General features: G+C 72.3%; 16 protein-coding genes and 1 riboswitch. Of the genes, 10 read left to right on the top strand and 6 right to left on the bottom strand.

Annotation, left to right across the window (positions count from 1 at the left end):
- Positions 1–45: 45 nt before the first annotated feature.
- Positions 46–675 carry a TetR family transcriptional regulator gene (locus ACUYTF_RS00985; protein WP_434141421.1) on the bottom strand — a complete coding sequence of 210 codons (630 nt, stop codon included), beginning with the start codon at positions 673–675 and terminating at the stop codon, positions 46–48.
- 324 nt (positions 676–999) lie between these two features.
- Between ACUYTF_RS00985 and sucC the strand changes: the two genes are divergently transcribed.
- From sucC to ACUYTF_RS00965, 4 genes are all read left to right on the top strand, one after another.
- On the top strand, positions 1,000–2,166 hold the full coding sequence (sucC, locus tag ACUYTF_RS00980) for an ADP-forming succinate--CoA ligase subunit beta (RefSeq protein WP_434141423.1): 1,167 nt from the start codon (positions 1,000–1,002) through the stop codon (positions 2,164–2,166).
- Between the two features lie 33 nt (positions 2,167–2,199).
- Positions 2,200–3,102 (top strand): succinate--CoA ligase subunit alpha, encoded by a 903-nt coding sequence (sucD, locus tag ACUYTF_RS00975; RefSeq protein WP_434141425.1) that lies wholly within the window; start codon positions 2,200–2,202, stop codon positions 3,100–3,102.
- A 241-nt stretch (positions 3,103–3,343) separates the two neighbouring features.
- A complete protein-coding gene (locus tag ACUYTF_RS00970) occupies positions 3,344–5,152 on the top strand; it encodes a bifunctional 3'-5' exonuclease/DNA polymerase (protein WP_434141427.1) in 1,809 nt (602 codons plus the stop codon).
- Positions 5,153–5,223: 71 nt separating this feature from the next.
- Positions 5,224–6,285 carry a hypothetical protein gene (locus tag ACUYTF_RS00965; protein ID WP_434141429.1) on the top strand — a complete coding sequence of 354 codons (1,062 nt, stop codon included), beginning with the start codon at positions 5,224–5,226 and terminating at the stop codon, positions 6,283–6,285.
- Here ACUYTF_RS00965 and ACUYTF_RS00960 read toward each other — a convergent pair whose 3' ends face one another.
- From ACUYTF_RS00960 to ACUYTF_RS00950, 3 genes are all read right to left on the bottom strand, one after another.
- Positions 6,286–7,266, bottom strand: coding sequence for an epimerase (locus ACUYTF_RS00960; protein WP_449279218.1), 981 nt, complete (start codon positions 7,264–7,266; stop codon positions 6,286–6,288). It abuts the gene before it with no gap.
- Positions 7,259–7,906 (bottom strand): DUF4166 domain-containing protein, encoded by a 648-nt coding sequence (locus ACUYTF_RS00955; protein WP_449279217.1) that lies wholly within the window; start codon positions 7,904–7,906, stop codon positions 7,259–7,261. The genes ACUYTF_RS00960 and ACUYTF_RS00955 overlap by 8 nt, the downstream gene beginning before the upstream one ends.
- 77 nt (positions 7,907–7,983) lie before the next feature.
- Positions 7,984–8,826: a GAP family protein gene (locus ACUYTF_RS00950; RefSeq protein WP_434141435.1), complete on the bottom strand. Its 843-nt coding sequence runs from the start codon at positions 8,824–8,826 to the stop codon at positions 7,984–7,986.
- 109 nt (positions 8,827–8,935) lie between these two features.
- Here ACUYTF_RS00950 and ACUYTF_RS00945 point away from each other — a divergent pair, with 109 nt between their 5' ends.
- Positions 8,936–10,171, top strand: coding sequence for a histidine kinase (locus tag ACUYTF_RS00945; RefSeq protein ID WP_434141436.1), 1,236 nt, complete (start codon positions 8,936–8,938; stop codon positions 10,169–10,171).
- Between the two features lie 92 nt (positions 10,172–10,263).
- Positions 10,264–10,863 (top strand): response regulator, encoded by a 600-nt coding sequence (locus ACUYTF_RS00940; RefSeq protein WP_434141680.1) that lies wholly within the window; start codon positions 10,264–10,266, stop codon positions 10,861–10,863.
- A gap of 13 nt (positions 10,864–10,876) precedes the next feature.
- On the opposite strand, the gene ACUYTF_RS00935 is transcribed toward ACUYTF_RS00940, so the two are convergent.
- Both ACUYTF_RS00935 and ACUYTF_RS00930 read right to left on the bottom strand, forming a co-directional pair.
- Positions 10,877–11,290, bottom strand: a complete 414-nt coding sequence (locus ACUYTF_RS00935; RefSeq protein ID WP_434141438.1) for a VOC family protein — start codon at positions 11,288–11,290, stop codon at positions 10,877–10,879.
- Positions 11,291–11,300: 10 nt separating this feature from the next.
- Positions 11,301–11,732: a helix-turn-helix domain-containing protein gene (locus ACUYTF_RS00930; RefSeq protein WP_434141440.1), complete on the bottom strand. Its 432-nt coding sequence runs from the start codon at positions 11,730–11,732 to the stop codon at positions 11,301–11,303.
- A 162-nt stretch (positions 11,733–11,894) separates the two neighbouring features.
- Here ACUYTF_RS00930 and ACUYTF_RS00925 point away from each other — a divergent pair, with 162 nt between their 5' ends.
- From ACUYTF_RS00925 to ACUYTF_RS00910, 4 genes are all read left to right on the top strand, one after another.
- Positions 11,895–13,688, top strand: a complete 1,794-nt coding sequence (locus ACUYTF_RS00925; RefSeq protein WP_434141442.1) for a cell division protein PerM — start codon at positions 11,895–11,897, stop codon at positions 13,686–13,688.
- Between the two features lie 23 nt (positions 13,689–13,711).
- A riboswitch (TPP riboswitch) is annotated at positions 13,712–13,821 on the top strand.
- A complete protein-coding gene (locus tag ACUYTF_RS00920; RefSeq protein WP_434141444.1) occupies positions 13,816–14,898 on the top strand; it encodes a thiamine ABC transporter substrate-binding protein in 1,083 nt (360 codons plus the stop codon). Its footprint overlaps the riboswitch before it by 6 nt.
- Positions 14,895–16,643 carry an ABC transporter permease subunit gene (locus ACUYTF_RS00915; protein ID WP_434141446.1) on the top strand — a complete coding sequence of 583 codons (1,749 nt, stop codon included), beginning with the start codon at positions 14,895–14,897 and terminating at the stop codon, positions 16,641–16,643. Before ACUYTF_RS00920 ends, ACUYTF_RS00915 begins: the two co-directional genes overlap by 4 nt.
- Positions 16,643–17,218, top strand: a complete 576-nt coding sequence (locus ACUYTF_RS00910; protein ID WP_449279216.1) for a hypothetical protein — start codon at positions 16,643–16,645, stop codon at positions 17,216–17,218. The genes ACUYTF_RS00915 and ACUYTF_RS00910 overlap by 1 nt, the downstream gene beginning before the upstream one ends.
- The last annotated feature ends 43 nt before the right edge of the window (positions 17,219–17,261 follow it).

Raw genomic sequence — 17,261 nt, 5'->3', positions numbered from 1 at the left:
AAGCCGGGAAACGGCGGCTCGGCGAGAGGTCTGGAGACTGGCGCCTCAGCCGAGCACGGTGCGGTAGTTCGCGAGGGCCTGCAGCAGGTCGCCCTCCTCGGCGATGGTGTCGCCGTCGCGGCTCGCCCAGATCGGCATGTATGCGGCGACCATGCCGTGCACGAGAGTCACGGCGAGGGTCGCCTCGGTCTCGGGCGAATCGAGCTTGGCGTGCTCGGGGTGGGCGTTCAGCCAGGCGGTCGTGACCAGGCTGAGGTGGTACGACGACTCGAGCAGCGACGAGATGGTGAGGTGCAGCGCCTGAGGCTGCTCGGCCAGCAGTCGGGAGCGCAGGCGCGCGACCTCGGCGTTGACGTTCGCGTGACCGATCGCGGCGAACAGCAGTCGGAAGACGCCGAGCGGCAGATTGTCGGGGGAGGAGTCGAGCACGGCGAACGCTTCGGAGCCCTCGGGCAGCGTGATGGCACGGCCGACGATCGCGTAGTCGCGCGCCGAGAAGTAGTTGAAGAAGGTGCTGCGCGAGATGTCGGCCTTCTCGCAGATCGCCTCGACGGTGACGTTGTCGACGCCGAGCTCGAGCGCGAGGCGCACCGCGGAGCTCTCGATCGCATTCTCCGTCGCGCGGCGCTTGCGGGCGCGCAGGCCCTCGGGCTTCGGAGATGCAGCGTTGTTCACGTGAGCGTTCCCTTCCTCGTGCCTGGGCAGGCGGGGCCCGCGTCGAACGCGCACCGGCCCCGGCAGTCGATCAGCGAGTGTATCCAGCCGGCCTGTGAAGCCGTGCAGGATCGGGCATGCGTGCGCAGGCTGGCACTCGTGCCTCTCGTCTGCGCCGGGTGAGGGCGGCCGCTGTACCGGCTCCGCGCTCTGCGCGGGCCCCTGAGCGGACTCAGATCCGGGCTCTGCCAGGCGGTGGTACACTTGGCCATTGGTCGACTTATCTCGACATCGAGACATTTTCAGCCTCGGATCACCCCCGACTCCCAATGCAAAGGACAGTACGTGGATCTGTACGAGTACCAGGCACGAGATCTTTTTGAGCGATACGGAGTGCCGGTGCTTGCCGGCATCGTCGCGGACACTCCCGAGGAGGTGCGTGCGGCAGCCGAGAAGCTGGGCGGCGTGGTCGTCGTCAAGGCCCAGGTGAAGACCGGTGGCCGCGGCAAGGCCGGCGGCGTGAAGGTCGCGAAGAGCCCCGACGAGGCGTTCGAGGCCGCCCAGGCCATTCTCGGCCTCGACATCAAGGGCCACGTCGTGAAGCGCGTCATGGTCGCAGCCGGTGCCGATATTAAGCAGGAGTTCTACTTCTCTGTGCTGCTCGACCGCGCGAACCGCTCCTACCTCTCCCTCTGCTCCGTCGAGGGCGGCATGGAGATCGAACAGCTCGCCGTCGAGAAGCCCGAGGCGCTCGCGCGCATCGAGGTCGACCCGATCGCGGGCATCGACGCCGCGAAGGCCGAAGAGATCGCGCGCGCCGCGAAGTTCCCCGAGGAGCTCGTCGGCAAGGTCGTGCCGGTCTTCCAGAAGCTCTTCGAGGTGTACGCCGGTGAAGACGCGACGCTCGTCGAGGTCAACCCGCTCGTGCTGACCGGCGAGGGCGATATCATCGCGCTCGACGGCAAGGTCTCGCTCGACGAGAACGCCGAGTTCCGCCAGGCCGGCCACGCCGAGCTCGAGGACAAAGCCGCGGCCGATCCGCTCGAGGCGAAGGCCAAGGCGCAGGATCTCAACTACGTGAAGCTCGACGGCGAGGTCGGTGTCATCGGCAACGGTGCGGGCCTCGTGATGTCGACGCTCGACGTCGTCGCCTACGCCGGTGAGAACCACGGCGGCGTCAAGCCCGCCAACTTCCTCGACATCGGCGGCGGCGCCTCGGCCGAGGTCATGGCGGCGGGCCTCGACGTCATCCTCGGCGACCCGCAGGTCAAGTCGGTCTTCGTCAACGTCTTCGGCGGCATCACCGCCTGCGACGCGGTCGCCAACGGCATCGTCGGCGCGCTCGAGAAGCTCGGCGACGCCGCGAACAAGCCGCTCGTCGTGCGTCTCGACGGCAACAACGTCGAAGAGGGCCGCGCGATCCTCAACGAGGCGAACCACCCGCTCGTCACCCAGGCCGCGACCATGGACGCGGGCGCCGACAAGGCCGCCGAGCTGGCGAACGCCCGCTGATCCCGCACGAGACTCAAGGAAAGAACTAGCACTATGTCGATCTTCCTGAACAAGGATTCCAAGGTCATCGTCCAGGGCATCACCGGCGGCGAGGGCTCGAAGCACACCGCGCGCATGCTCGCCGCGGGCACCAACATCGTCGGCGGCGTGAACGCGCGCAAGGCCGGCACCGTCGTGTCGCACACCGACGCGTCGGGTGCTGCCGTCGAGCTGCCCGTGTTCGCGACCGTCGCCGAAGCGATGGCCGAGACCGGCGCCGACGTCTCGGTCGCCTTCGTGCCGCCGGCATTCACCAAGGACGCCGCCGTCGAGGCGATCGACGCGGGCATCGGCCTGCTCGTCATCATCACCGAGGGCGTGCCCGTCAAGGACTCCGCAGAGCTGTGGGCGCACGCCCAGGCGACCGGGAACCGGACGCGCATCATCGGCCCGAACTGCCCCGGCATCATCACGCCGGGCGAGGCGCTCGCCGGCATCACCCCGGCGACCATCACGGGCAAGGGCCCGATCGGTCTCGTCTCGAAGTCGGGCACCCTCACCTACCAGATGATGTACGAGCTGCGCGATCTCGGCTTCTCGACCGCCATCGGCATCGGCGGCGACCCCGTCATCGGCACGACGCACATCGATGCGCTCGCCGCGTTCGAGGCCGACCCCGAGACGAAGGCGATCGTCATGATCGGCGAGATCGGCGGCGACGCCGAGGAGCGCGCGGCCGAGTACATCAAGGCCAACGTGACGAAGCCCGTCGTCGGCTACGTCGCCGGCTTCACCGCCCCCGAGGGCAAGACCATGGGCCACGCCGGCGCCATCGTGTCGGGCTCGGCGGGCACCGCTCAGGCGAAGCAGGAGGCCCTCGAGGCCGCGGGCGTGAAGGTCGGCAAGACCCCGACCGAGGCCGCCGAGCTGCTGCGCGCGGCGTACAACGCGCTGTAATCCACGCGCGCCCGCAGCCGAGGCCCCTGTTCCCCGATTCCGTCGCGGGAGCAGGGGCCTTCCGCGTCCCCGCTCCGTAGTGCTCGCGAACGGCACCGAAGCCTTCGCGTTCACCACCGTAGAGCTCGATCACGAGTGTGGATGCGAATCACCGTGATTCGGGTGCACACTCGGTCGAGACCTGCACGCTCGCTCGTTCTGCGCGGGCCGGGCGGGGAGCCGGTGCGAGTAGCCTGGTCGGGTGAGCGAACAGGTCGGGCCCGGGGCGCGGTGGTGCGCGGTCGGCTGGGCCGGGGATCGCGTCGCGCTCGTCGATCTCGACGCATCGGGAGCCGCGATCGGTCGCACCGACGTCGAGCCCGCCGAACTGCCCGCGACGGTCGCCGCGCGCGAGGGGGAAGATCGCCCGCGCTGGGTCTGGAGCGATACCCCGCACTGGTACCCGCGGCTGCTCGACGCGGGCGTCGAAGTGCAGCGCGCCCACGACCTGCGCCTCTGCCACGCGATTCTGCGCAGTTCGGACGGCGCCGCCGGCAGCGCCGAGCACCGCGCGCTCGCCGAGGCGCGCGAGTGGGATCGGCCGTCGGCGGCCCTCGCCGCGGCCCCGGCGAGCCAGGCGACGCTCGGGGCGGATCCCGCGACCGCGCTTTTCGAAGTCGACGAGCTCGGAGACCTCGACGGTCGGGGCGCCCCCGCCGCACGCGCAGACGAAGTGCCGCACCGCATCGACGCCGCCCTCGCCGAGTTCGCACGCCAACGGGCGGCGCTCGCCCGCGCGGCGGGGTCTGCGCGTCTCGGCCTGCTGCTCGCCGCCGAGTCGGCCGGCGGCCTCATCGGCACCGAGCTCGGGTCTGCCGGGGTGCCGTGGGATGCCGACGAGCACGACCGCATCCTCGTGCACGAGCTCGGCCCGCGCCCCGACCCGGGTGCGAAGCCCGCCGAGATGCTCCGGGCGGCCGAAGCGGTGCGCGCGGCGCTCGGCGATGCGGCCGTGAGCCTGGACTCGCCGCCGAAGCTGCTGCGTTCGCTCCGCGCCGCCGGCATCGAGGTCGCCTCGACCTCTCACTGGGAGCTCGAGGAGCACGACCACCCTGCGATCGCGCCGCTGCTGCGCTACAAGAAGCTCGCACGCCTCCTCAGCGCCAACGGCTGGGCCTGGATCGACGAGTGGGTGCAGGGCGCGCGCTATCGCCCCGTCTACGTGCCCGGAGGCGTCGTCACCGGGCGGTGGGCGTCGAGCGGCGGCGGCGCGCTGCAACTGCCGCGCCAGCTGCGCCCCGCACTGCGCGCCGACCCGGGATGGACGCTCGTCTCGGCAGACGTCGCCCAACTCGAGCCGCGCGTGCTGGCCGCCATGTCGGGCGACCGTGCGATGGCCGGGGCGGGCTTCGGCACGGACCTGTACTCGGGCATCGTCTCCAGCGGCATCGTCGGCTCGCGGCAGGAGGCGAAGATCGCGGTGCTCGGCGCCATGTACGGCGGCACGAGCGGCGACAGCGGCCGGCTCGTACCGCGGTTGCGCCGCAGCTTTCCGCAGGCCATGGGGCTCGTCGACGGAGCAGCCGGCGTGGGGGAGCGCGGCGGCATCGTCTCGACCCGGCTCGGCCGGTCGTCGCCGGCGCCGGGGCCCGAGTGGGCCGAGCTGCAGGCACGAGCGAGCCTCCCGGGCGCGACGACGCGCGACGAGCAGCAGGCGCGCCGCGCCGCCCGAGACTTCGGCCGCTTCACCCGCAACTTCGTGGTGCAGGGCACGGCTGCCGAATGGGCGCTCGCCTGGCTCGCGGACCTCAGGCTGCGTCTCGCCGCGTTCCCTCCGGTGCCGGGCGGCGATCCGGTCGCCGAGGCATCGGGCCCGGTGTTCGCCCGCCGACCGCATCTCGTGTTCTTCCTCCACGACGAGGTGATCGTGCACGCCCCGCTCGAGCACGCCGATGCCGTGGCGGAGGCCGTCGCCGCTTCGGCGGCCGGGGCTGGGCGGCTGCTCTTCGGGGACGCGCCCGTCGACTTCCCGCTCGACATCCGGATCGCGGAGCGCGCCGCCCAGCACTGACCGGAGGGCCGGCCGCCGTCATCGTCCGTCATACGGCGCGCGCCGAACGCCGCTCGCAGGATACTGGGAGGATGAGCGAGCGCACCATCGAACCCCGCGGCTGCCATCTCGTCGGCAGCATCAACTTCGACGATGCCGAAACGACGCTGCGCGTCGCGGCCGAGCACCTCGGCGACCGTCTGAAGCGCATCCCCGACGGCGAGGTCGGCGAGCGCTTCCACTGGATCGTCTTCCAGGCCGACCGACTCGGGCGGGCCGCCGGCATCGAGCGCGTCGGCGATACGCCGATCCCGCTGCGCATGCTCGACATGCGGCAGGTCAGACTCGCCGACGGAGTCCGAGCGGCGGAGCTCGATCTGCCGCCGCTCGGCTACGCCGAGGCGGCGATCGACTCGTTCGCGATCTTCGACCGCCTGCAACGGGAGGGCGCGATCCCTGCGGCGACGCGCTTCCAGGTATCGCTGCCGACACCGCTCGGCGTCGTCGGCAGCTTCGTGCGGGCCGAGGATCGCGCCGAGTTCGAGCCGGTCTACGAGGCCGCGCTGGCGCGCGAACTCGACCGCATCCTCGAGGAGCTGCCGCACGACCGCACCGCGATCCAGTGGGATGCCGCGCTCGAATTCGCCATGCTCGAAGGCCAGACGAGCTTCGACGGCAGGCCCTACGAATGGTTCGACGACGTCTGGCAGGGCACGAGCGAGCGCCTCGCCCGCCAGGTCGACCGCGTGCCCGCCGACGTCGAAGTCGGGGTGCACCTCTGCTACGGCGACGTCGCCGAGAAGCACTTCGTCGAACCGGCCGACTCCGGCAACCTCGTGAGCTTCGCGAACCTCGTCGTGCGCGCGGCGCACCGACCGCTCACCTGGCTGCACCTGCCGGTGCCGATCGAACGCGACGACGACGCCTACTACGATGCGCTCGAAGCGCTCGAGATCTCCGGAGAGACCGAGCTCTACCTCGGCCTCGTGCATCGCGAGGACGGCGAGGAGGGCGCCGCCCGGCGCATCGCGGCGGCGCGGCGGCACGTGCCGCGACCCTTCGGGGTGTCGACCGAGTGCGGTTTCGGGCGGGCTCCCGAGGGCGCCGCCGTTCCGCTCTTCGCGGCGCACCGGGCGGTTGCCGCGGCCTGGTAGCTACGACGCGAACGAGTCGCGAAGCGCGGGCGCGAGCTCCGGGTAGGCGAATTCGAAGCCGACCCGCTGCAGCCGCTCGGGCAGCACCCAACGGCTCTTGAGCACGAGCTCGGTCTCGGTGCGAATGCCGATGGCGCCGATCTCGAGCATCCAGCGCGGCATCGGCGGCCCGAACTTCACGCCGAGCTGCCGCCGCACCTCGGCCATGAAGGCGCGGTTGTCGACGGGGTTCGGGCTGCTCGCGTTCACGGGCCCCGAGAGCGACGGAGTCGCCTCGGCGAAGTCGATGATGCGTGCGACATCGTCGATGTGCACCCAGCTGAAGCGCTGGGCGCCGTGCCGCGCGCCGGGAAGGTGCGCGGTGCCGGCCGCGCGCCGGGCCCGCGTGACCGGCCATGCGCCGTCGTGCTGCGCCCCGCCGAGACCGAGCCGCGCGAGCACCCTGATCGGGCCGAGCACGCCGCCGTCGCCGAGTACGATCGCGCTGCGCAGCGCGATGCGGCGTGTCGAGTGGAGCGCATCGGCGCAGAGCGCGCGCTCCCAGGCCTTCGCGACCTCGACCGAGAACCCGCTGCCGATCTCGCCTGCATCCTCGGTCATCGGGCGATCCTCCGCATGGCGGTAGATGGTCGCGGTCGACGAGTTCACCCAGAGCGGCGGGGGAGCCGCGGCGGTGCGGATCGCCCGCGACAGCGCCGCCGTCGTCTCGAGCCGCGACCGGAAGATCTCGGCGCGGTTCGCCTCGGTGTACCGGCAGTTCACGCTCTTGCCCGCGAGCCCGACGACGAGGGCTGCGCCGTCGACGGCCGCGGCGATCCCTGGCACGTCGCCCCAGGCCAGGTCGGCGCCTGCGCGCCCGATCGTCACCACCTCGCGCCCCGAATCGCGGTAGCGCGACGCGAGGTACCGGCCCATGAAGCCGCCGGCTCCGCCGAGCACGACGCGCCCGCCGCTCGCAACCGACTCGTACGATTCAGTCATGTTCGGCCTCCGGCACGATCTCGTAGGTGAAACTGCCGCGGTACGCGTAGATGCGGCCGACGAGCGGCGCGTCGACCGTCAGGTCGACCCGCTGCACGCCGAGCGCATCATCGTACGCCTCGCTGAGCCGTACCACGGGCGAGAACGCGCGCGGCAGCCGCACCCGGAACCGCCCGCACACGAGGCCCACCGCGCGGCTCGTGAGCCGCAGCGCCCCGCCTCGCACCTCGGCGTCGAAGAGGGCCGACATCGTCCAGGGCGCGCCGATGCGGTCGACGACGCGCGACCCGACGCAGACGACCGAGTCGATCATCGTCCACGGCCCGCACGGCAGCTCGACGACCCGCTCGGCCCGGGCGGCAACGGTGCCGTCGCCGAGCGGTACCGACCGATTGACGATGCGGAACGGAACATCGCGCCCGCGACCGGCGGCGAGCGCCCGGCGCCGCTCGAACGGCATGAGCAGCGGCCGCAGCCAGCCCCGTGCCGCCCCGAACACGGAGAACACCCCGTGCCCGACGCCGATGCTGCCCGCAGGGATCGCCGAGAAGTAGCGGCGCAGCCGCGGATGCAGCTCGTCGACCCGCGCGCCGAGCGCGGCTTCGTACGGGCCGAGCACGGCGGCGGGTGTCGTGGCCATGCCCCCAGCCTAGGGGCCGGGACGCAGAGTCGGGGTGCAGAACCGGAACGCAGAGCCGGTGCGCGCCGCTCGCAATGTCACCCGGAACCGATGATCGGCAGCGGGATTCCGAGCTGCGTCGCGCCCGAGCGCACGAGCAGGAACCCGATGATGCCGAGCACCCAGGCCGTGTTCTCGGCCCCTGTGCGCTCGAGCCAGGCCGCGAGCCGCCGCAGAGGTGCGTCGATGACGCGGGCCAGCAGCAGCCGGCCCGCGATGAGCACGAGCGCCGGTGCGATCATCACGAGGCAGTAGCCGGCGAGCAGCGCGACACGGTGCGGCATCGTGATCGGGGCGTCGGCGATCATGGTCATGCCGATGAGGTAGGGCAGCATCGTCGCGACCTCGACGAGCCCCGCGGCGAGCGCGACGCCCATGATGGCGCCGCCGCTCGTGCCGTCGGCGAGCAGACGGTCGCGCCATCGCGCGATGCGTCCGCTCGGCGACTGGGCCGATTCCTGGGCCGATCCCAGGGGCGATCCCTGCAGCGCCCCCGGGGCCGACCCCGGGGGCGATCCCTGCAGAGCCCGCTCCCGTTCGGCGGCTTCGGCCTTCCGTTGCCGGGCCTTCGGACCGGGAATACTGAACGCGGCGACGAGCATGACGATGCCGATGGCGAGCATCGCCGTCTGCCCCGCCGGTGAACCGATGAAGGCGCGGCCGGCATCGACGATGTTCACGAGCCCGAGCATGAACAGTACGCCCACGGCGAGGTAGAACAGCGTGATAGTGCCGAGGTAGAGCATGATGCGGCCGGTGCGGGGCCTGCCCGGCGCGATGAGGAAGAACACGGGGATGAGCAGCGTGCCGACGCTGAGTCCGTCGAGCAGAGCGAGCAGGGTCAGCCCCGCGGGCAGCGGGATGCCGGTCAGGAAGTCCATGCCATCCAGATTCGCGTCACGGGCGGGGATGCGGATCGGCGAAGAGGACGAGGGGGCCTCATCCTTTGGGCGGAGCCGAGCGGGCCCTTCGTACTGGTTGGATGGGAGCATGACCGCACCGCAATCCGCTGCAGCGCCGAGATCAGTGCCGCTCTGGGCGCAGGCGATCGGATATGCGCTGCTCGCGGTGTTCTTCGCGGCGCTCGGCTTCTCGGGGTTCTGGACGGTGTTCCGCATCGTGCCCGAGTACTCGCCGGTCTGGTCGTCGCTGCTGACGGGACTGCCCGCGGCGGCGCTCGCGCTGACGAAGCAGCGGGCGCCGCTCGCGGGCTGCCTCGGCGCCGTCGTACTCGTACTCGTCGACCTGCTGTTCGTGGGCGGCCTCGTGCCGTTCATCGTGCTGCTCGACCTCGTCTACACGCTCACCGTCGCCCTACCGGCTCGGGCCCGCCGCCGCGTGCTCGTGGCCGTGGCGATCGCGACGGCGGCCGTCGCGGTGTTCACGATGATCGTCGGCGGCGATCTGCGCGTGACCGTGGTGATCGGGCTGCAGTTCGGTGCGCTGTTCGGCACGACCTACTGGTACGGCACCGCCGTCGCGCAGTCGCGCGAACTCGTCGAGCTGCATCGCCGGCAGGCCGACGACGCGCGTCGTCTCGCCGAGCTCGACCGCGAGGCGGCGGTGCTCGGCGAGCGGGAGCGGATGGCGAGCGAACTGCACGACATCATCGCGGGGCACGTGGCGGCGGTCGCGATCCGCAGCGAGGCGGCGCTCGCCGCAGTGCCGGCGGAAGTGGGGCAGCCCGAGGGTGCGACGGCCTCGGGTGCCGTTCCGGGCGCATCCGCCGAGCGCGCCGCGCTGCGGGCGGTGCGCGATTCGAGCCTCGAAGCTCATGAGGCGCTGCGCGCGATGATCGGCGTACTGCGGGGCGGCTCGGGCGAGACGGCGGCGGCACCGGGGATCGACCGCATCCCGGTCATGATCGAGGGCGCCAGACGCTCGGGCGTGAGCGTGGAGCTCGACGACCGGATCGCCGGCAGTGAACTGCCCGATGCGGTGGACCGGGCGACCTGGCGCATCGTCAACGAGGCGCTCGTGAACGCGGTGAAGCACGCCTCGGGCTCGGAAGTCGACGTGGTGCTCGTCGCGGAGGGCGGTGCCGCGCGGGTCGATGTCGTATCGCGGGGCGGAGCTCCGATCGCTCGGCCGGTGCTGCGGGGCGGCGGCATGGGGCTCGAGATGCTCGCCGAGCGGGTGCGGGCGCTCGGCGGCGAGTTCGATGCCGGGCCGATCGCGGGCGGCTGGGCCGTGCGCGCCCGCATACCGATGGAGGCGCGCGCATGACCGGGCGGGGAACCGACCAGGGGCGCGATCAGAGTCGGGAACCGACTGCCGTGGGGCGTGCGCCGCGCGTCCTGATCGTCGACGATCACGGAATGATCCGCGAGGGCCTGCGCCTGATGCTCGAGCGCCAGGGCATCGAGGTCGTGGGCGAGGCCGCCGATGGCGCGTCGGCGGTCGGCAATGCGCGATCCCTGCGTCCCGATGTGGTGCTGATGGACCTGCGCATGCCCGGCGTCGACGGCGTGACCGCGACCGCGCGCATCGTGGGCGACGGCATCGCCGAGGTGCTCGTGCTGACGAGCTTCGACGAGGATGAGCTCGTGTTCGCGGCGATCCGCGCTGGGGCCGCCGGATTCCTGCTCAAGACGACCGAGGCCGGGGCGCTCGCGGAGGCGGTGCGGCGAGTGGCCGCGGGCGACGGCGTGCTCGACCCGCGGGTCACACGACGGGCGCTCGCGGCCCTCGCCGACGCCCCGGAGGAGGCGCGGCCCGAAGCAGACCCCGTCGACCTGGCGCAGCTGACGGCGCGGGAGCTCGAGGTGCTCGAGCAGTTGCGCGAGGGCCGCTCGAACACGGCGATCGCCCTGCGGCTCGGCATCTCGGTGACCACGGTGAAGACGCACGTCTCGAGCATCCTCGTGAAGCTCGGCGCCGAGAGCCGCACTCAGGTGGTCGCGATGCTGAACCGCTGAGGCGGGCGCGGGGTCAGAAGTCGCGCTGCTGCATACGCACGGTGTTGCCGGCCGGGTCGCGGAATGCGAAGTCGCGCACGCCCCAGTCCTGCTCCATCGGTTCCTGCAGAATGTCGGCGCCCGCGGCCTCGACGCGTTCGTACAGGGCGTCGAGCTCGTTCGTCGCGAGGATGATCGTGGCGAAGAGGCCCTTGGCGATGAGCTCGCCGATGACGCGGCGCTCCTCATCGGTGAGGCCGGGGTCGACGGCGGGCGGAGTGAGCACGATCGAGGTGCCGGGCTGGTCGGGATGGCCGACCGTGATCCAGCGCATGCTCTCGTAGCCGACGTCGCCGCGCACCTCGAAATCGAGCACGTCGCGGTAGAAGGCGAGCGATGCCTCGGCGTCGGTGTGGGGCAGGAATACGGTGGTGATGTTGATCTTCATGACTGCCACGCTAATCGCCGGGCGGCGGCGGAACTTCTTGATTCCTGACCGGTCTCGTCATCCGCATCGCGACGACTCCGGGGAGCCCCGGCATCGGGCGCTCGCGCAGCCTCCGGTATCGGCCCGGCGAGACGCCCACGAGCTCGGTGAACCGTGTGGTGAACGTGCCCAGGGATCCGTACCCGACCGCGAAGCACACCTCGGTCGTGCTCAGCTCGCCCACGCGCAGCAGCGCCATCGCGCGTTCGATGCGCCGCGTCATCAGGTAGCTGTACGGCGATTCGCCGAAGGCCGCCTTGAACTCGCGGCTGAGGTGCCCCGCCGAGAACCCGACTTCGCGGGCGAGGGAGTCGACATCGAGCGGCTCCGCGTAGTCGCGATCGATGCGGTCGCGCACGCGGCGCAGCCGCACCAGCATGTCGAGGCGGGCGTCGTCGGGCATGGAGTCAGCTTACGCGCAGCGGTTTCGCCCGATGGAGCGGGTGCCGCGTGGAGCGGGAGGGGTTCGGTGCACTATACGGGCGGATTCTGCACCAAACCCCTCCCGCTGTGCGCCGGTGCCCGGCCGCCCGCGATAGCCTTGACGAGTCTTGAAAGGTGAGCGATGAGAGCAGTGGTGACGGCGGTGATCGCCGCGATCGAGGCGGCGGCCGTCGCGCTCATGGGCATGGCCGTCGTCGTCGTGCCCGCTGCGCTGCTCTGGGCGGTGACCTTCGATCTCGCGGCAGAGCCCGTCTCGGTGTTCGCCGGGGCGATCGGCGTCTGGTTCCTCGCCCACCTCGTGCCCATCGGCTTCGACGTCGGTGCGGAGGCCGCGGTCGGGCTCGGCCTGCCGCAGCAGGCATTCGAGTACCCGCTCTCGCTCGCGCCGCTCGGGCTCACCTGCGTCACGATCGCGCTCGCGGTGCGCGCCGGCCTGCGCTTCGGCGCCAGAGGTGGCATGGGGGCCGCAGGCGTGCTCGGCGGCATGATCGGGTTCGGCGCGGTCGTGCTCGCCGCGCTGCCGGTCGCCGCTCCGCTGCTGCACTGGTCGCCGGAATGGTCGATCCTCGTGCCGGTGGCGCTCTACGGCGCGTGCGCGACCGTCGGCTTCTGCGTGCGCGCGGCCCGCGACGGCCACGACTGGTGGCTGGCCGCCGTGCGCGCGGCGCAGCGGGGCATCGCACGCTTCGGCCTGCCAGGCTCGGCCGCGCTGCCCGATCGCGCTGCGGCGGCCGTGCGGATCGCGACCGCGCTGCTGCTCGCAGTGACGGTGCTCGCCGCAGTCGCAGTCGCCGTCACGCTCGTCGTGCACTACGTGCAGGTGGTCACGCTCTCGCAGTCGCTGCAGCTCGACCCGCTCGGCGCGCTCGTCGTGTTCCTGCTGCAGCTCGTCCTGCTCCCGGTGCTCGCGATCTGGGCGGCGTCGTGGCTCACCGGCGCCGGATTCGCGCTCGGCTCCGGCAGCAGCGTGACGCCGTTCGAGACGCTGCTCGGCCCGGTGCCCGCCGTGCCGATGTTCGGCGCGATCCCTGCCGGCTGGGACGGGGCGGGGCTGCTCGCGCCGACGCTCGTCGTGCTGGCCGCGGTCGCCGTCGGCACCCTGTTCTCGAGGCGGCCGCTGCTGCGCCGCGCCTCATGGGCTGCGACCGTCGCGATCGCCGTGTCCGCTGCCGCAGGCGCCGGGCTCGTGCTCGCGGGGGCGGGCGCGCTCGCCTCGGGCGGCATCGGGCCCGACCGGCTCACCGAGACCGGGCCCTCGCCCTGGGTCTTCGGCGGGTTCGCGGCGGCCGAGCTCTGCGTCGGCCTCATCGTCGGCCTCGCGGCGGGCCGCGTCGATGCGCGCCGCGTCGCGACGTCGCTGCCCGGCCTGCGCGGGTCGCAGGATCTGCCCGGCGAGGATTCCGAGGCCGGCGCCGCCGCCGCGACGGTGCTCGGCACCGATGCCGAGCAGGAGACGGTGCCGCTCGACGAGGCCGTGAAGGACCTGCGGGTGAAGGTCTGGCCCCGTGTGAAGCGCGCGGAGCAGGCCGACGGGAAGGCCGCACTGGAGTCCGATCCGCCACAGAGCGGGAGCCATGATCAGGGCCAGGATCAGGACGAGGTCGAGACCGGAGTGATCCCCGACAGCGTGCGCGACGCGGCATCAGCCCCGACCGCGGCAGCCGCCGGCCCCGCAGCGGCCTCGGGAGCGGAAGAAGCTGCCCCGGGCCCCGCGGTCGACGCCGATGCCGACGCGGACGACCTGCTGCGGGCCTACTCGTGGGATCAGCGCGACCGTGCCGGCGATGCCGCCCGCGAGGCGGCCTCCCGCAGCATTCCCGGTGCCGCGGCGGGCGACGGCAGCGCGTCCGGCGCCGACGGCGAAGCCGCGTCGAAGCGACGCCGCGGCTGGCCGTTCGGCCGGCGCGACGGCTAACCCGAATATGCCCTAAGGTGGAGGGTGCAATCCACGGGAGCCCCGACGCGCGGGGCTGAGAGGAAGCACGCGTGCTTCGACCGTTCAACCTGATCTGGGTCATTCCAGCGGAGGAAGGAACACCTCGATGACGCTTGTCCGAATCTCATCGCCCGCGCTGCGCCGCTTCGGCACCGCCTCGGTCGCCCTGACGGCGGTCGCGACGCTCGGCCTCGGCCTGACCGCCTGTTCGACGGGCGACGACGCCGCAGACGCCAGAACCGTCACGCTCGTCGTGCACGACGCGTTCCCGAACGAGGAGTTCGCGGCCGCCGCGAGCGAGGCGACCGGGTACGACGTCGAAGTGATCACCGCGGGCGCCGGCAGCGAACTCGCCAACAAGCTCGTGCTCACGAAGGGCGCCCCGATCGCCGACGCGTTCTACGGCATCGACAACATCGCCGCGGCGAGCCTCGTCGACAACGACGTGGCCGAGTCGTACACGCCCGAGGGGCTGCCCGAGTCGGCCGCCGAGTACGCCTTCGCCGGCTCCGATGCGCTCACCCCCATCGACATGGGGGCGACCTGCATCAACATCGACACCGCCTGGTTCGCGGAGCACGGCATCGCCGAGCCCGCGACCTTCGAGGATCTCGCCGACCCCACCTATCGCGACATGACCGTGCTGCTCGACCCGCTGCAGTCGTCGACCGGCAGCTCGTTCCTCGCAGGCACCGTCGCCGCGTTCGGCGAGAACGGCTATGCGGAGTACTGGAAGAACCTCATGGGCAACGGAGCGCGCCTCGAGCAAGGGTGGAGCGACGCCTACTACGGCCAGTTCTCGGCGCTCGGGGAGGGTACGAAGCCCATCGTGCTGTCGTACAGCTCGTCGCCCGTCGCGACGCTGAACGACGACGGGACCGAGACCACGACGCGCGCCCTGCTCGACACCTGCACGTCGCAGATCGAGTACGCAGGCGTGCTCGCGGGCGCCGCGAACTCCGAGGGCGCGCGGGCCGTCGTCGACTACCTCGTCTCCGACGAGTTCCAATCCACGATCCCCGACACGATGTACATGTACCCGGTGAGCGCGAATGCCGAGATGCCCGAGACCTGGGTGAAGTTCGCACCGCTGCCGGCGCGGGATCAGCTGAACGACCTCGACCCGGCCACCATCAACGCCGAGCGCGAGACCTGGCTCAAGACCGTGAGCGAGCAGATCGGTCTGTGACCGCAGCGGGGCCGAGGGCGGGTGAACCGGAGGGCGGTGACGGCACCGCCCTCCGGAGCCCGGCGACGGCCTGGAGCGTCGCCGGATGGACGCTCGCCGTCGCGGTCCCGCTCGCCTTTTTGGCGCTGTTCTTCGCGTGGCCGGTGCTCGCACTCGTGGCGACCGGGTTCGGCGGCACTGGGGCAGGCGCCGGCGCCGTGTTCGACACGAGCGGTATCGTCGAGGTCTTCGGAGCGCCGCGCACCTGGCGGGTCATCGGCAACACGCTCGCGCAGGCCGGCCTCGCGACGATCGTCTCGGTGCTGCTCGGCCTTCCCGCCGCGTACGTGCTCTACAAGCTGCGCTTCCGCGGCAGACTCGTGCTGCGCGGCCTGCTGACAGTGCCGTTCGTACTGCCGACCGTCGTCGTCGGCGTCGCCTTCTCGGCGCTCTTCGCGCCCGGCGGGCTGCTCGAGTGGACAGGGCTCGACCGCACGCTCGCGGTCGTCGTGCTCGCGCTCGCCTTCCCGAACGTTGCGGTCGTCGCGCGTACGGTCGGCGGGTTCTGGGCCCGTCTCGACGACAGCTCCGAGCAGGCCGCCCGCGTGCACGGCGGCGGCCGCCTGCGGGCCTGGACCATGATCGTGCTGCCGGCCCTCGCGCCGGCCCTCGCATCGGCGGCCGCCCTCGTCTTCCTCTTCTGCTCGACGTCGTTCGCGATCGTGCTCATCCTCGGCGGCAGCGCGAACGCGAACGTCGAAACCGAGATCTATCGGCTCACCGTGCAGTTCCTCGACCTCAAGGGCGCTGCGGTGCTGTCGCTCGCGCAGTTCGCGATCGTCGGCGCGACGCTCATCGTCTCGTCGCGCCTCAGACGGGCGGGCGAGCGCGCGGTGCAGCTGCGCGAGGACAGTCGGGATCTGGAGCGGGCGCCCGGCCGTGCCGACGCCGCCGTGCTCGCGGTCTTCGCGGCGACCGCACTGCTGCTGCACGTGCTGCCGCTCGCCGTGCTCGTCGCCCGTTCGCTGCGCGGCCCCTCGGGGGAGTGGACGTTCGAGAACTACGTCGCGCTCGTGCACCCGCCCGACGGCCTGCCGCTCGACGCGCCCGTGCTCTCAGCGGTCCTGCTGACCTTCCGGTACGCCGTCGCCTCGGCGGCGATCGCGATGACCCTCGGCGTGCTGCTCGCCTTCGTGCTCTCGCGCCGGCCCCGATCTCGCCTCCTCGCGCGCGGCATCGACGTCTTCGACGGCGCCGTCATGCTGCCGCTCGGCGTCTCGGCCGTCACGCTCGGGTTCGGCCTCCTGCTCACCATGCACCGGCCGCTCGGCATCGGCTTCGACCTGCGCACCTCGACCGTGCTCATCCCGATCGCGCAGGCGCTCGTCGCGCTGCCGATCGTGGTGCGCGTGCTGCTGCCGGTGCTGCGCGGCATCGACCCCGCACTGCGCGAGGCCGCCGCTTCGCTCGGCGCGACGCCCTTCGCCGTGCTGCGCTCGGTCGACCTGCCGCTGCTCGGCCGCTCGACGGGCGTCGCGCTCGGCTTCGCGCTCGCGGCCTCGATCGGCGAGTTCGGGGCGACGTCTTTCCTCGTGCGGCCGGGCGCGCAGACCCTGCCGATCGCGGTCGGGCAGCTCATCGGCAGCCAGGCACCGGGTGCCTACGGGGCCGGGCTCGCGGCGGCGGTCGTGCTCGGGGCCCTGGCCGCGGCGATCATGCTGCTCGCGGAGCGCCTGCGCACCGACCAGGCGGGGGCGGAGTTCTGATGCGCGGCGCCGAGACCCGCGGCAGTGCGAGTGGCGGGACGCAGAGGCAGACCGGGCGGGTGCCCGGTTTCGAGGTGCTCCTGATCGACGGCCGCTCGGGTGCGGGCAAGACGCAGCTCGCCGATCGGCTGCTCGCCGAGCTGCGTGCGGCGGGGCAGCGGCCGGAGGTGCTGCGGGTCGAGCACCTGTACCCCGGCTGGGACGGGCTCGCCGCGGGATCGTCGGCCCTCGCCGCCGCGCTCGACACGGGGGAGTATCGGCCCTACGACTGGGTCGCCGAGCGCTTCGGGGCGGCGCAGCGCATCGGCCCGGGCCGGCCCCTCGTCATCGAGGGATGCGGGGCTGTGACGCGCGAGAACCTCGCGGCCGCCGCGCGCTTCGCGGGTCCCGGCGGACGGGTGCGGAGCCGATGGGTGGAGTGCCCGGCGGCGGCCCGGCGGGAGCGGGCGCTCGCGCGCGACGGCGAGATGTACGCACCGCACTGGGAGCGCTGGGCGGCGCAGGAGGAGGCGCACTACGCGCGCCACCGCCCGTGGGAGATCGTCGACGAGGTCGTCGCGGGCGGCGCGGCCTGACGGGACGACAAAGGGTCGCGAATTGGGGTTCCGATACGGGACG

This window comes from Leucobacter sp. GX0328 (assembly GCF_053567315.1).
The sequence above is the reverse complement of the archived record's forward strand: the minus strand, read 5'-3'. Positions and strand labels throughout refer to the sequence as shown.

Coding starts and splice junctions, on each gene's coding strand:
- sucD (WP_434141425.1), top strand. CDS start 2,200: ATGTCGATCTTCCTGAACAAGGATTCCAAGGTCATCGTCCAGGGCATC.
- ACUYTF_RS00940 (WP_434141680.1), top strand. CDS start 10,264: ATGATCCGCGAGGGCCTGCGCCTGATGCTCGAGCGCCAGGGCATCGAG.
- ACUYTF_RS00965 (WP_434141429.1), top strand. CDS start 5,224: ATGAGCGAGCGCACCATCGAACCCCGCGGCTGCCATCTCGTCGGCAGC.
- ACUYTF_RS00955 (WP_449279217.1), bottom strand. CDS start 7,906: ATGGCCACGACACCCGCCGCCGTGCTCGGCCCGTACGAAGCCGCGCTC.
- ACUYTF_RS00920 (WP_434141444.1), top strand. CDS start 13,816: ATGACGCTTGTCCGAATCTCATCGCCCGCGCTGCGCCGCTTCGGCACC.
- ACUYTF_RS00930 (WP_434141440.1), bottom strand. CDS start 11,732: ATGCCCGACGACGCCCGCCTCGACATGCTGGTGCGGCTGCGCCGCGTG.
- ACUYTF_RS00935 (WP_434141438.1), bottom strand. CDS start 11,290: ATGAAGATCAACATCACCACCGTATTCCTGCCCCACACCGACGCCGAG.
- ACUYTF_RS00945 (WP_434141436.1), top strand. CDS start 8,936: ATGACCGCACCGCAATCCGCTGCAGCGCCGAGATCAGTGCCGCTCTGG.
- ACUYTF_RS00925 (WP_434141442.1), top strand. CDS start 11,895: ATGAGAGCAGTGGTGACGGCGGTGATCGCCGCGATCGAGGCGGCGGCC.
- ACUYTF_RS00950 (WP_434141435.1), bottom strand. CDS start 8,826: ATGGACTTCCTGACCGGCATCCCGCTGCCCGCGGGGCTGACCCTGCTC.
- ACUYTF_RS00960 (WP_449279218.1), bottom strand. CDS start 7,266: ATGACTGAATCGTACGAGTCGGTTGCGAGCGGCGGGCGCGTCGTGCTC.
- ACUYTF_RS00910 (WP_449279216.1), top strand. CDS start 16,643: ATGCGCGGCGCCGAGACCCGCGGCAGTGCGAGTGGCGGGACGCAGAGG.